Origin of the sequence: Paenibacillus sp. ACRRY (genome assembly GCF_022346995.1) — a bacterium.
Taxonomy (GTDB): domain Bacteria; phylum Bacillota; class Bacilli; order Paenibacillales; family Paenibacillaceae; genus Paenibacillus.
Map to the genome: position 1 here is coordinate 826,821 of NZ_JAKRNM010000001.1, position 14,400 is coordinate 841,220.

General features: G+C 39.4%; 12 protein-coding genes and 1 pseudogene. 7 read left to right on the forward strand and 6 right to left on the reverse strand.

Annotated elements, in window-relative coordinates; translation table 11 throughout:
- Positions 1–106: 106 nt before the first annotated feature.
- Complete coding sequence (locus MH144_RS03530) at positions 107–985, reverse strand: AraC family transcriptional regulator (RefSeq protein ID WP_239299245.1); 879 nt, start codon at positions 983–985, stop codon at positions 107–109.
- Between the two features lie 154 nt (positions 986–1,139).
- On the opposite strand from MH144_RS03530, the gene MH144_RS03535 reads away from it, so the two are divergent.
- The 7 genes and pseudogenes from MH144_RS03535 to MH144_RS03565 all read left to right on the forward strand — a co-directional run bounded on the left by MH144_RS03535 (position 1,140) and on the right by MH144_RS03565 (position 10,562).
- On the forward strand, positions 1,140–1,970 hold the full coding sequence (locus MH144_RS03535) for an amidohydrolase family protein (protein WP_239297689.1): 831 nt from the start codon (positions 1,140–1,142) through the stop codon (positions 1,968–1,970).
- 423 nt (positions 1,971–2,393) lie between these two features.
- A pseudogene (locus tag MH144_RS03540) lies at positions 2,394–2,576 on the forward strand (transposase); the annotation flags it as partial.
- A 465-nt stretch (positions 2,577–3,041) separates the two neighbouring features.
- Positions 3,042–4,421, forward strand: coding sequence for a TldD/PmbA family protein (locus MH144_RS03545; RefSeq protein ID WP_239297690.1), 1,380 nt, complete (start codon positions 3,042–3,044; stop codon positions 4,419–4,421).
- Between the two features lie 14 nt (positions 4,422–4,435).
- Complete coding sequence (locus MH144_RS03550) at positions 4,436–5,779, forward strand: TldD/PmbA family protein (protein WP_239297691.1); 1,344 nt, start codon at positions 4,436–4,438, stop codon at positions 5,777–5,779.
- 38 nt (positions 5,780–5,817) lie between these two features.
- On the forward strand, positions 5,818–7,587 hold the full coding sequence (locus MH144_RS03555; protein WP_239297692.1) for an ABC transporter ATP-binding protein: 1,770 nt from the start codon (positions 5,818–5,820) through the stop codon (positions 7,585–7,587).
- 21 nt (positions 7,588–7,608) lie between these two features.
- The gene (locus MH144_RS03560) at positions 7,609–9,330 is read left to right on the forward strand and encodes an ABC transporter ATP-binding protein (protein WP_239297693.1); all 1,722 of its coding nucleotides are present in this window, start codon (positions 7,609–7,611) and stop codon (positions 9,328–9,330) included.
- 59 nt (positions 9,331–9,389) lie between these two features.
- Positions 9,390–10,562 (forward strand): trans-sulfuration enzyme family protein, encoded by a 1,173-nt coding sequence (locus MH144_RS03565; protein WP_239299246.1) that lies wholly within the window; start codon positions 9,390–9,392, stop codon positions 10,560–10,562.
- Between the two features lie 162 nt (positions 10,563–10,724).
- Here the strand turns inward: MH144_RS03565 and MH144_RS03570 are convergent, their stop codons facing one another.
- The 5 genes from MH144_RS03570 to MH144_RS03590 form a co-directional block, all read right to left on the reverse strand.
- Positions 10,725–11,294, reverse strand: a complete 570-nt coding sequence (locus MH144_RS03570) for a class I SAM-dependent methyltransferase (RefSeq protein WP_239297694.1) — start codon at positions 11,292–11,294, stop codon at positions 10,725–10,727.
- 78 nt (positions 11,295–11,372) lie between these two features.
- The gene (locus tag MH144_RS03575; protein ID WP_239297695.1) at positions 11,373–12,413 is read right to left on the reverse strand and encodes a sensor histidine kinase; all 1,041 of its coding nucleotides are present in this window, start codon (positions 12,411–12,413) and stop codon (positions 11,373–11,375) included.
- 52 nt (positions 12,414–12,465) lie between these two features.
- Positions 12,466–13,146, reverse strand: a complete 681-nt coding sequence (locus MH144_RS03580; protein WP_239297696.1) for a response regulator transcription factor — start codon at positions 13,144–13,146, stop codon at positions 12,466–12,468.
- 89 nt (positions 13,147–13,235) lie between these two features.
- A complete protein-coding gene (locus tag MH144_RS03585; protein ID WP_239297697.1) occupies positions 13,236–13,817 on the reverse strand; it encodes a class I SAM-dependent methyltransferase in 582 nt (193 codons plus the stop codon).
- Between the two features lie 22 nt (positions 13,818–13,839).
- Positions 13,840–14,343 carry a DedA family protein gene (locus MH144_RS03590; protein ID WP_239297698.1) on the reverse strand — a complete coding sequence of 168 codons (504 nt, stop codon included), beginning with the start codon at positions 14,341–14,343 and terminating at the stop codon, positions 13,840–13,842.
- Positions 14,344–14,400 lie beyond the last annotated feature (57 nt).

Here is a 14,400-nt window from a genome sequence, read left to right on the forward strand (position 1 = left end):
ATGATAACTATCATACGGTTAATGGTAAATGTAAAAACAGGTTTCCGCCTTGTGTAAATATTTAACCTCGTCTAGGGACCTGACTGTTTTATTAATCAAACGCTTACTAAAGTTTCGAACTATGCTGTCTGTATTTGTTCGGCGTAACTCCTGTTAAGGACTTAAACATACGATAAAAGTGGGTAGGACTGTCATAACCGCAGAGCTCTGCAATTTCAGTGATTTTCTTATCAGAACCAATAAGTAACCCTTTGGCAAGAATTATTCTTTTGACATTGACATATTGAGTAAAATTCATCGTTGTCATTCGTCGAAAGACTCTTGAAAAATGTGGTGCTGTTACATTCGCTTTAGCGGCTAGCTGGGATAGCGATGCTACACGCCCTGGATGCTTGTCGATGTCATGCACTATATCCTTCATCCAATATGGACCAACTTTTAATTCAAGTACAGCACTTCGCCCACGGATGGATTGAATGTAACGATTGATTTGCAAAAAAAACTGACAACATATGAGCTTGATTGCTTCTTGGTAACCGATTTTTTTTTCGATTAGTTCGTGCTGAATTTGTTTCAAGGCATTTTCTGTAAGTGCAATCAAATATTCTGGCAACTCAATCCGATAATTTCTTTTCTTTATCGCGTAATCAAAACAAAGAAGACTTTTGTATGAATCGTCGATGGGATCCATTGAGAGTAGATTCGGTGCAAAGAAAAGAGCAGAAGAAACAATTGGATCTTCAATGTGTGGCATCGAGTGATGAATGGTATTTCCGGGGATGATAAAGAGATCACCCTGTTTTTTTTCATACCAATTATTATCAATAAAAAAAGTGCCTTTTCCTTGATGGATATAAACAAGCTCATATCGGTCATGTAGGTGATCAGGCAGCTCATTGCTTTGATGCTTCGTCAACTTATAAGTAAGTTCAAACGGAAAGAGAGGGTCTCCAAAAAAGGGCTTTCTAATCGGTTTCAAGAACATCATCCCCTATGAAATATAATATAAATGCATTTGAAAGATATCAAAATTTGTTATAAATAAGCAAGTTTAAGTAATTATTTATCCAATTTGATTGATATACAATGATCCTAGAAAAGAATATTTATTTAGGAAAATGAACGGGGTGTGTGGCATAATGCGAATTGACGCTCATCATCATTACTGGAAAATTGACCGTGGTGACTATGAATGGATTACGCCCGATTTGTCAGTACTTTATCGTAATTTCTTACCACCGGATTTTGAACCTTTATTATCAAAACATAATCTGGATGGAAGTATCATTGTACAAGCTGCTCCGACTATTGAAGAGACAGAGTTCATCCTTAAGATTGCTGAACATTCTCCTTCAGTACTCGGGGTGATTGGCTGGGTGAATTTGTTTGATCCAGATCATAGAAAACACTTTGAGCGTTTTCGACTTAACCCAAAGTTCAAAGGTATTCGAGTAATGATTCAAGATATGTACAATACAACAGATGTTCTTAATCCAGTTTTTTTGGATGCGCTTAGTAGTTATGCAGCAGAAGATATACCAGTCGATTTATTACTGGTTTCGAATCAATTGGAAACTGTATTGAAATTACTTCAACAAGTTTCTGGTTTGCGTGGTGTTATTGATCATATTGCCAAACCACAGATCAAAGATGGTAAATTAGAGCCTTGGAAGCAGTATATGAGTGAAATCTCCAAGTTTCCTGGTATTTATTGCAAACTGTCTGGAATGGTTACCGAAGCAAATCATAACAAGTGGGTCAAAGAAGATTTTGTTCCATATATCCAAACTGTGGTTGAGTTATTCGGACCTAAACGTGTGATTTTTGGAAGTGACTGGCCGGTATGTCTACTTGCAGCAGAATATTCAGAAGTTATGGATATTTTAGTAAATTCCCTACCGCAGTGTTGGGGCGCGAACGAATTCAACCAGTTATTTGGTGCTAATGCAGAGGAGTTTTACAAGTTATAGAGATAATGAAAAGCGCAATTTATATGCTTTCAGTTCAGACCTGCCAGCCTCGCTAGTAAACAAAGGTGATTGAAGAGTGAATTAAGATCTATGAAATTTCTGTGGTGAAAAAGTAATGATCAAAAGTAAAATCTCGAGGTTACTCAAAGTTCGGTAAATCCAATTACGGGATTGGATGATACCTATTTTAAGTTTTGGAGCTTCATCTTTGGGATCTGTATTCCTGATATACCGATAGACCATACACTTCTTCAAGAAGTTTTAGATATTCTGAGCTCAGTACACAACTAAACAAGAACACGGCCCCAGTGAAGTCGCTATTTTAGCGGCTTTTTTATTTATGGCTTTAGCGAGTTGAGTGTGTGAAACGCTCGAAACAAAAACACTCGCTATGCAGGTGGAGGGATTAAGGGTTTGACCACCATGACCATTCCAATACAATCGAGGTGTTCAGGCTCAACCAGCTTAGCTTACACAAAGTGGATGTGTAAATACAACATTGTGTTCACTCCGAAGCATAGAGGGAAAGAAATTTATAATCAAGTGAGAAGAAATTTAATCGAAATCTTCAAACGTTTGTGTAAGTACAAAGGAGTAGAAATTATAGGCTATGGACGGGTGGTCATAATTTTATCGGAACAAGTTCTTGTCCCGAGCCAAGGAGAAGAACTTGTTCCGATTGCCTGAATTGACAAGAAAAAGTGGGTAAAAGAATGCTCTCAATAGTAATGATTGCAGTCTAATGATTAGTTCATAAGCCACTATACTATCATCTGTAGGTTGAAAGTTTCTAAAGAAAAAATACATAGATGCATTGAAAAGTGTTTAAAAAGCGGCTTTTTTCTTTTATGAATCCCAGTTCTCGCAGTAAAGGCAAGTATATATTCTAATTGTTGTTGAGGAATTACCAAATGAACAAGGTAACTACCGGAATCGACAAATCCTATTGTATTAATTCGCTTAAACTATTAAATTAAGAACATATTTTGTTGTGTTAATCAATCTACCGTGACATGACACAATCACTATCACATATGTATTATTATTAAAAACATGACAGGAGCAAATATGATGATATCAAAAATTGAGATTGAAAAAATGTTAAATGCCGCTCTTGAAACAGGCGGTGATTTCGCTGAAATTTTCGTTGAGGATAAGACAAATGCCAGTTTGAGTATGTTAGGTGGGGTACTGGAGAAAGCTGTCTCAGGGCGTGATTTTGGAATTGGAATCCGAATATTAAAAGGAGATTTCTGTGTCTATGCCTATACGAATGATTTTGCAGAAGAGAATCTAATCAAGGTAGCCCGTTCGGCTGCTAAAGGGATTCAAGGAAAGAAACAGGATATTACTTTGAACTTGATAAAAAATGAAACCTTTGATGCTCACCATATAGAAATACCAACCTACAGCATTGGCAAAAAAGAAAAAATTGACTGGCTGAGAAGGGCACATTTCGCGGCTAAGGATTATGATCCAGTCATTGGCCAGACCCAAATGTCCTATAGCGAGACGATTCAAAATGTATTGATTGCCAATACGGAAGGCATCCATGTGGAAGATCGCAGAACTCGGAACATACTTAACTTCATGGCGATTGCAACTGCTGGAACAAGTATGGAGACCGGATATGTGAATCCGGGTTATGTAGGTGGACTAGAGCATATTCGAAATCTCGATATTGAGTCCTGTGCGAGAGAAGCTGCCAGAAGTGCAAAAACCATTTTAAACGCCGAATATGCTCCGTCCGGAAAATTTCCGGTCATCATTGACAATGCTTTTGGTGGGGTATTGTTCCACGAAGCTTGTGGACACGGACTTGAGGCGACATGTGTCGCAGATAATGCTTCCGTATTCTCAGGAAAGCTGGGAGAGTATGTTGCTTCACCTCTCGTTAGTGCCTATGATGACGGAACGATAGCCAATGCTTGGGGATCTGAAAATATTGATGATGAAGGTATGCCGAGTCAAAGGAATCTCCTCATCGAGAATGGCATACTTAAAGGTTATCTTATTGATAAAATCGGCAGTCGCAAAATGAACATGGCCCCTACCGGATCAGCAAGACGTGAATCTTACCGTTATAGTCCGACATCGAGAATGACGAATACCTTCATTGCCTCCGGCAATTCGACACCTGAAGAGATTATTTCCAACACTGAATACGGAATATTCGCCAAGTATATGGGAGGCGGGTCTGTAAACACAGCAACCGGCGAGTACAATTTTAATGTAAGTGAAGGGTACATGGTGAAAAACGGGAAACTCGCTGAGCCAATCAAGGGTGCAACGCTGATCGGAGACGGGATGAGCACGCTGAAGAATATTGATATGGTAGGTAGTAATCTAGATTATGGCGTTGGCATGTGTGGGGCAAGAAGTGGGACGATCCCCGTAACTGTAGGCCAACCAACGATTAGAGTTTCAGAACTAACTGTAGGTGGAAGATAGGAGGAGATTGGACAATGAATATATATGAATTTCAAAAAGGATTATTTGAACAAGGAAAGCAATATGGATTCAGTGATATGGAAATATTCTTTTCATCGAGCAAATCCACTTCCTTAAGTGTACAGAACGGCACGGTGAAAGACTATAACATCACGGAATCAGCGGGTCTTTCCTTCAGGGGAATCTATAAGGAGAAGATGGGTTATTCATATAGCGAAAAAATAAGCGTTGAATCTATTGATTTTCTGCTCAAAGAAGCCTTGGAGAACGCGGAAGTCATTGAAATCGATGATGAAGAGGAACTATTTGAGAGCAGTGAGCGCTATGAAGCCATTAATAATTATTCTGAGGATATAGCTCTATTGCCTGTAGAGAAGCTAATCGAGTCAGCATTCGCAATGGAGAGAACGGTATTACAAGCGGACTCTCGAATTAAACAAGTGCTCGATTGTACCGCTTCTAAAAATTTATATGAGGTAGCCATTATGAATACAAAAGGGCTGAATTGTTATTCACAAGGTTCTACGGCAAGTGCAGCGGTATATGTAATGGCGAGCGAGGGGGAGCAGACCTCAACAGGCTTTTACTACGATTTTACGCTGACAGACTTCTCCGAAATTGATGTTCATCATATTGCAGATACTGCAGCAGCTGAAGCTGTATCAAAATTAGGTGCGGAATCCTTGCCATCCGGAAGTTACCCTGTGATATTCCGTTATGACACGGCGACGAATCTGTTAGGGTCTTTGGTATCCAGCCTCTCAGGTGAAAATGTAGAAAAAGGACTGTCCAAACTGCGGGATCAGTTAAATAAAAAAGTCCTCGGCTCAAACATTAATATCATTGAGGATCCCCTTATGATTGGAGCACCTGGTGCAGCGGCCTTTGATGCAGAGGGTTACCCAACCCAAACAACATCTTTGGTTGAGGCTGGAAAAGTGTTAAGTTTCATGCATAATCGTAAATCGGCTAAAAAAGCAGGAGTCAGCTCTACCGGCAATGCTTCAAAGTACAGTTATCGCTCCACTGTGGCAGTTGGTCCTCATAATGTATATCTCAAACCGGGTGAGAGAGGTGTAGATGAAATCATCAAAGACACAGAAAAAGGTATCTTCATCATTGAACTTCAAGGTACACACTCAGGCATAAACAGTGTATCAGGTGACTTCTCATTATATGCTTCAGGCTTCCTGATAGAGGACGGCATACTTATCAAGCCAGTGAATCAAATCACGGTATCCGGAAATATTTTCGATGCTTTGAACAATGTGGATGAGATTGGGAACGATCTGGTGATTCGAGGCAGTGTTACAGCACCATCCGTGAAGGTGAGAAGCTTAGCTATAGCGGGACAATAATCAACAACGGTTTTGTGGTTGTACTAGGGGGGATTATGATGAGAAATCAAGCAAGTGTTCAACCCAATGCGCGGATGTTAATGAATACGGATGAAGATCGGAAAGTAAAGGTATGGAAGCCATTTTTTAAGCTCATTGCTACTGTAAGGCTTCCATATTGGTGGATTGCTCTGTGTTTAGTTGCAACACTCTCTCAAGGCAGTATCGCACTGCTCTACCCTCAGTATGTTCAGAAGATCTTAGCAGGTGATATCAGCCAAGGAACCATGTGGATTACGATTGCTTTATTATTTGGCATAGGCTTAACGGTGAGCTTGGTGCAGTTTGTTGCGAGTATAACAAGTGCCAAGATTTCTTTGAAATTTAGAAAATTGATTTGGGAACATCTAATCCATCTGCCTGTTCCTTATTATGACGCCAATAAGCCAAGAGAAATGATCAGCCGTACAACAGATGATACCACAAAACTAAGCGATCTTTTTGCAAGAGATTTGGGAAATGCCATTTCTTCAATATATCTCTTAATTGGAACTTTTGTCATTCTGTTTAGCTATGACTGGCGTTTGGCCTTCGTCGAAGCATTAATAATCCCACTCATCATAGTGCTGGGGATTATTAATGGTCGGCTTAGTTTTAAATGGACAAACAGAGTTCAAGCCAGTCTGGCTCAATTAACCGAGTTTTTGTCAGAACTTCTATTAAATATTCCGCTTATTAAAACATTCACAAAGGAGAACAGAGAAGACAAGCGGGGAAAAGAGTTAATTGACAAGCTGTATATTACGCGACTCATGTATGAGGTCATCACTAAAACACTACTATTGATGAATGAACTGATCAGTGTTCTACAAACCATCATTGTCATTGTGTTAGGCATCTATCTCGTCTCTAAAGATATCATCACATTACCCATATGGATTGCATTTTATCTGTATGCACAAGGACTAACCAGTACTGTAACTGTTGTCATGAGTGCCTGGACCAATCTAAAAACTTGCCAGGGAGCAGCAAGGCGAATTACAGAAATCTCTATGGAACCCACTGAGCCATACGATGCTGTCTCACAAGCCAAAGAAATAAATGGTGATCTGTTGTTTGAGAATGTAACTTTTAAATATGCCGAAAATAACATACTGACCAATGTGAGCTTTATAATTCCTCATGGGAAGGTTACAGCTATTATTGGGCCAAGTGGAGCCGGAAAATCTACCATTTTCAATCTGGTTGAGCGTTTTTATAAGCCCGATACGGGCGAGATAAAGATGGGTGATCACTCTATTGACGACTATAACCTTCAGGAGTGGAGGAAGTCGATTGGCTGCGTTTCTCAGGAAACCAAATTATTCTCGGGTACAATCCGGGACAATATCACGTATGGCATAGATCGGGAAATAAAAGAAGATGAGATCATTTGTGCTGCTCGAGCTGCTTCTGCTTGGGATTTCATTACGGCCTTCGACAATGGATTAGACACTGAAGTGGGTGAGGTTGGGTCAAAATTGTCCGGTGGGCAGAGACAGAGAATTGCAATTGCTCGCGTTATATTAAAAGATCCCGAATACGTATTACTTGATGAAGCGACATCAAACCTTGATGCTGAAGCAGGATACTTGGTCAATCAAGCTTTGAAGAAACTGTGCGTCGGCAGAACTACGATAATTATTGCGCATCAGTTAGCAACTATTGAAGCAGCGGATCAGATCATTATATTATCTGATGAGCAAGTGAGTGGTACTGGTAATCATGAGAGCTTATTGGAAAGTAACGCATTGTATAAGCGGATGATCGATATTCAACAAGGCATATAGAAACACAGAGGGGGTGACTACATGAATAACTCTGTTGTAAGGGAGCAGGGGTGGGGAAAATTCATCAAATTATTATTAAAATCCAAATTGCCTTGGAAATGGTATGTTGTGCAAGTGGTGGCTGGAATTATTATGTCGACGGCCATTGTAAAACTGCCACAATTAGCCGGACAAGTCATGCAGGGTCAAATATTTGATAAGCAGCTGGTTACTCAATTTATTGTTTTAACAGTTGTCACTACTTTGCTAAAAGCAGCTGTGAACATATATACCAGCTGGGTTAACTTGAACACGGATCGTAACCTTGAGAAGTCTATTTGGACAAAATTAATCAGAATGCCGATGAATTTCATAAATAGTCTAAATCCTTCTTCACTAACAAGTCGTGTAACAAGTGATGCTATAAGTGTTAGTCAGGCACTTAGTCAGTTCTTTGCTCTCTTTTATGTGACATATACTTTGATTTTAACTTTAATCACGGTCTATGACATGAATACGAAAATTTTTATTGCCATGTTTGCTCTTATTCCGTGGGTGTTACTTGTAACCATACTGCCTGGAAGGTTTATGTTTCGTGCTCAAAACAAAATACAATCCAGATATTCGGAATTCACCAATTTTGTCACGGAGCGATTAGCCAACTTGCGCCTGATCAAATCTGCAAGTTCTGAAAAACATGAGATACAGAAAGGCTTTGCAACAGCAGAAGACCAGTATAAGTCAGAACTGTATATGGCCAAAGTTAACTTGATTGTGCAACCCTTTATATTCTCAACACAAGGCGTTTGTATGGCCATCATACTTATTTATGGTGGTGTTCTTATTAATCAGAACGAACTGGACATAGGGCAGCTGATTACTTTGTTAATGTACTCGCAAATTATCCCAGGAATGGTCTCACAATATATATTATGCTACCAAGAGATCAAAAGAGCACAAGGAGCTACAAATAAGATTAGTGAGATTATGGAGTCTGACAGTGAGAACGTTGAAGGGAAAATATCGTTTGCGCTGCCGGACGATGATATTGTCTTCAATAAAGTGTCGTTCAGTTATGGCAGAGAGAATGTGTTATCCGACTTGAGTTTTGTCATTCCTAAGGGAAAAGTAACGGCCATTGTCGGACCCAGTGGTTCGGGTAAATCGACTATCCTGAATATACTGGAACGTTTCTATGAACCAAAATTCGGGAAAATTTCGTTTGGCAATATACCCTTGAAGGATATTCATCTGGATGAGTGGAGAAGTGCAATTGGCTATGTTCCACAGAACAGCCCGCTTCTTTCGGGGTCCATTTGGGACAACATTGTGTACGGACTTGATCGTGAAGTGAAAGAAGAAGAAGTGATTCGCGCAGCTGAACAGGCGAATATCTATGAGTACATTAAGAAGTTACCAGCAGGATTTCACACGAAAATCGGAGATTTGGGCTCCAAATTGTCTGGTGGACAGAAACAGCGTATTGCTATAGCGAGAACGATTATTACCAATCCTGATTACTTGCTACTGGATGAAGCCACCTGCAGTCTTGATCCGCAAAATGAACATGAGGTTCAGAAGGCTTTGAATAATCTAATGCAAGGAAGAACAACGGTAGTTGTAGCTCACAATATCAGAACGATCGCCAATGCGGATAATATTATCGTACTCGATCAAGGTAAAGTTAATGCGACAGGAAAACATGATCAACTCTACACCGAAAATTCGTTGTATCGTAAATACTTTGACTTACAGTTCCATTAAAAGCTTCATTCTTTTCACTTATCATTCTAACTAAGGTAAAGGAGTTTAAGGATTTGAATGTGGAGAACAGTGCTACTACTTGTATACACGGAGTTCATAAAGCCCCTAAAAAGATTGGTCCCATTGCCAGCAAGATCATTCCGGCTGTAGGATATTCATTCCCAGATTTGGATAGTGCTGTTGACACGGTTTCCGGAAAAATGAATGGGAATTTCTATGGCAGATATGGGAATCCAACAACCCAGATTTTGCAAAGCAAAATCGCAAGTTTGGAACATGGAGAAGCGTCACTTGGCGTAAGCAGTGGCATGGCAGCTATATCGAGCGCTTTATTGATTTTTCTTCAAAAGGATGATCATGTAATATGTACGAAGGATGTTTATGGAGGCAGTTATAAGTTCCTTACGAATATAGCACCTCGTTATGGCATCACGACAGATTTTGTTGATTGTACAGATATTTCTGCAGTTGAAAGATCGATCAGGCGGAACACAAAAGTGTTATATATCGAGACGCCATCCAATCCTTGCCTTACCATTCTGGATATTCGAATGTTATCCGAGCTTGCCCATTCATACGGTATAAAAGTGATTGTCGATAACACGTTTATGACGCCAATTTTGCAATGTCCATTAGACCTGGGTGCCGACATTGTTGTTCATAGTGCAACCAAATATTTAAATGGTCATGGGGATGTCATTGCTGGGTTTATCGTCGGAGATGCTGAATCCATTAATATGATGAATAAAAAAATGGTTGGTGATCTGGGACAGGTACAAAATGCGTGGGATTCATTCCTGATTGATCGAGGATTAAAAACGTTGGGTGTACGTATGAGGCAGCATTGTCAAAGCTCCCTGAAACTTGCTGAATTTCTGGAGCAGCATCCATGCATTGAAAGAGTGTATTACCCAGGACTCACTACTCATCCACAACACTTGCTCGCCAAGAAACAAATGAAAGATATGGGTGGCATTGTATCGTTTGAGGTAAAAGGAGGATATGAGGAGGCAAGAAGGTTTATCAACGCCCTGGAAATGGCAATGATTTCGTTTAGTTTGGGTGATCCCGAAACGCTCGTTCAGCATCCTGCAACGATGACCCATGCCAGTGTTCCACTAGAAGAAAAGTTAAAGTGCAATATAACGGACAGTCTGGTTCGAATGTCTATAGGATTAGAAGATACCGAAGATATAATATTGGATGTAGAACAGGCGCTTTCTAAAGTATGAGTGGTTCCTTCCTTATTAATATGCCCCGTGATGCAGATGCTGGATTTGCATCATGGGGCAGCAGCAACATTTTTAACAGTTTGTCCCTCCTGTGATCAGCCAAATCCAAAAAAAAGATGGGTTCCGTCAAACCCAAGTTAGTAATGAGTGGTTTCACTTTCTTTAATTTTCGTCTTCTTTTTTGCGACAAGTGTACACATAGACAGGAGGGAAGTTGAAGGGCACAAACTTAATATTCTCAATAACCAATTGATCAGCCAACTTTTTCTTCATAAGAAGTGTGTGTTGATATAACACTAACAAACCCCCAGGTTTTAGTGCCGCAGTGATTTGAGAAAGGATGTTCAATCTCATTTCCCTTGAAAAATTAAAAAACGGTAATCCGCAAATAATACAATCTAGCTGATGAATATGCTCTTGATGCATCTTTTTCAATAAATAGGATGCATTGGAATGGAACATGAAATCAGGATATTTCTTTTTCAGATTATTCCTCATTCCTTTGTCTCTTTCAAACAAAAACACGATTGCTGAGCTTGGTAATTTTGCTTTCATGAGATGAGTGATAGCACCTGTACCTGAACCAAGCTCGGCAATGGTTTTAACTTCAGTCCATCGTACAGACTGGATGATTTTGCTTGCCAGAAATTTTGAACTGGGTAGGATACTTCCTACTCGTTTTGGATTCTTGAGAAATGCTTGCAGAAAAAGGAGACTGTCAAATTTTTTCAATGATTTATCCTCCATCGTGTGTTCATTAAGATGTTCCAAACGATTTTTGAAAGATGAAGGCAGGAGATAAGGTGATTATCACTGGACGTTGGAAGGCAAGCTTAACTGAAACGTAAATACGTTATGAACATGTTGAAGTGTTAACGTGCCTTGATGTAACTCCGCAATATTTCTCGCAATCGAAAGACCTAGACCAGACCCCGATTGAATGCCTTCACTACTCCTTGAATAATCCACCTTATAGAAGCGATCGAACAGTTTGTCTTTTTGTTCTAATGTGAGCGGCGCTCCTTTATTTTCAACTTCAATAGTAATGTGTTCATGACATATGTTCATTCGAATGTGAATCGTACCAGGCTTAAAGGAATATTTAAGGGCATTCATAAGAAGATTATCGATGGCGCGAGCAATCTTATCGCTATCCACAATGGCCATAATGGGTGTACCGCCAATCTCTTTCTCAATATGAACACCATTCTCCTGAGCTAAAGGTTCAAATTCAAACAACAACTGGTACAAAAGTTGATTTAGATCAATTTTTCTCAGTTCCAATTGGGTGTCTACTGAGGTTAGACGCGTGTATTCAAATAAATCATCGAGCAACATCTTTAAATGCGTTGCTTTGTTATAGGTATTCTGAATGAACCTGTCATACTCTGCTTTGTCTTGAAAGGAATCTGATCTAAGAAGTTCAATATAGCCAATTATACTAGTAAGTGGTGTACGCAGGTCATGTGAGATGCCCGTGATCATATCCATCTTGGATTTCTCCAGCTCGCGCTCCTTGATCATCTGCAGCTGCAACTGTTCAGTCATGTGATTAATGTTGGAAGCAACTCGCCCCAGTTCATCTCGCCGAACTACAGGCACTCTGTAGTCCAGATTACCTTCAGATATAAATTGAAGCCCCTGCTCAAGCTGAATGATATCTTTTACCATTCGACGTGTTAATAACAGAAAGGTTATGATGAAAGTTAATATAAAAATTGGAGTAATGACATACGGAAGTGAATTACGGAACCATGCCTGCTCCCAAGCTTTGAAAACATCTATAGAGAGGAAAATGAGCATATTATTAAAGCACGCTGCAGCAATCGCACTTAAAATAACTCGGCTCAAAATGTTGATCTGTATTTTTTTCTTTCGTTTTCGATGAAAGAGATTAGATCGCTTAGTCAATTTTATAGCCCACTCCCCACACCGTTTTAATATACTGAGGTTCTCTTGGGTTCATTTCAAGCTTCTCTCTCAGATTACGAATATGAACCATTACCGTATTATCCGAGTATCCATAAGGTTCTTTCCATACGGTTTCGTAAATCCTCTCTGAGCTAAATACTTGTCCGGGATGGCTGGCAAGCAACACTAGAATGGAAAATTCCAGTGGAGTTAGTGGAATGTCATTCTCTTTTAGCTTCACGGAATGTTTACTTTTATCAATGACAAGGTCCTTAATCAGGATAAGGGAATTGAATTCTGCTTTGCCAATCAGTGTTTGACGCCGTAACTGAGCCTTAACGCGAGCCAATAATTCTAACGGGTTAAACGGTTTGACCATGTAATCGTCAGCTCCAGTAGTTAGGCCCGTAATTTTATCAATGTCCTCTTCCTTTGCTGATAGCATAATAATGGGAGTGGTTGATATTTCTCTTATTTTGAAGCAGGCTTTGATTCCGTCCATAATAGGCATCATGACATCTAGTATAACGAGCTGGACCGATGTTGTTTTGATAATATTTAATGCTTCTTCACCATTGGTTGCTTCAATGACATGGTATCCTTCGTTACGTAAATAGACATGAATGACATCACGGATATCGGGCTCATCATCCACAACGAGAATGGTACTCATAATTCAACACTCCTTTTAATACCTGTTTTAAATAAATTTTGAATCCTTATAAAGAGGATAACATCAGTGTAAACTATAGCCGAGAATGTTTAAATTCTTTCCTTTTTACGACAGACATAAACGAATGCAGGTGGAATATTTAGAGGAGTAAAGTCTATTTTTTCAATATCGAAGTGTTCGGTAAGTGATTTTTTCATCTGCAGTGAGTATTGAAATGCAATGAATAATCCTCCAGGCTTAAGTGCTTTATAGATCTGATCTACTAAGGTATTTCTCAATTCAGGTTCAAAATTAAAAAAAGGTAAACCACTAAATATAACATCTAATTGCTCAATGTTTTCTTGCTTCATTGAATCCACCAAGTGAGCAGCATTCGGAAAGCAAGTGGACTCTGGATACGTTCTCTGCAGATTATTTCTCATTGTCTCATCCATCTCAAATAACAACACTTTGGTTGAATCCTGTGCCTGGTTATAAATATAACGTGTGATAGCTCCAGTACCTGATCCCAGTTCAGCCACAGCTTTAGCCTCTAACCAAGGGGCGTGATTAACCATGATGTTGGCTAGAAAACGGGAACTGGGTATAATACTTCCTACATTCTTGGGGCTGTGAAGAAAGCTTTTCATAAATAAGATATAATCATTTGAGTTCAATTTATAGTCCTCCATAAGGTTTATTTAGGGCGAATTACTAAAATTTAATGTGATGGATCATGGTTAAGAAGGGATATCCAAAATAGGTGCCGATAGTAAAATAAGTTATGGTCCATAACAGAGCACTGGAATATGAGATAAGTGCAAACTTTCTAAAAGGTAAGCCGTTTAATCCCATTACTAATGGGAGAACATATCGTACCAGTGGGATAAATAGGCCAATACTCATTGCCCAATTGCCAGGTTTGTTCAAAATCTGTTCGGCTTTGATAAAATGTTTATTATGTTGCAATCGTAGCTTGATTTTTGGTCCGAAAAATTTCCCGGCAGAATATGCAATAGTAATAGCTGTTAAAAGCCCAGACAAAATACAGAAGTACGTTATCCAAGCACTGATTACTCCTGTGTGGCTTAATATAGCTCCGCTGATAATTGTGATTTCATTTGGAATTGGAATGCCGAAAGGACCAAGGGAGAAGGCAAAATAAAAAATAAAATATCCGTACTGATGAAGTAGTTCCAAAATGGTGTTACTGATCATCGATGTAGCTCCTCTTTTGTTGATACTGAAAGCATAATAAAAAAAACTGAGGAATTA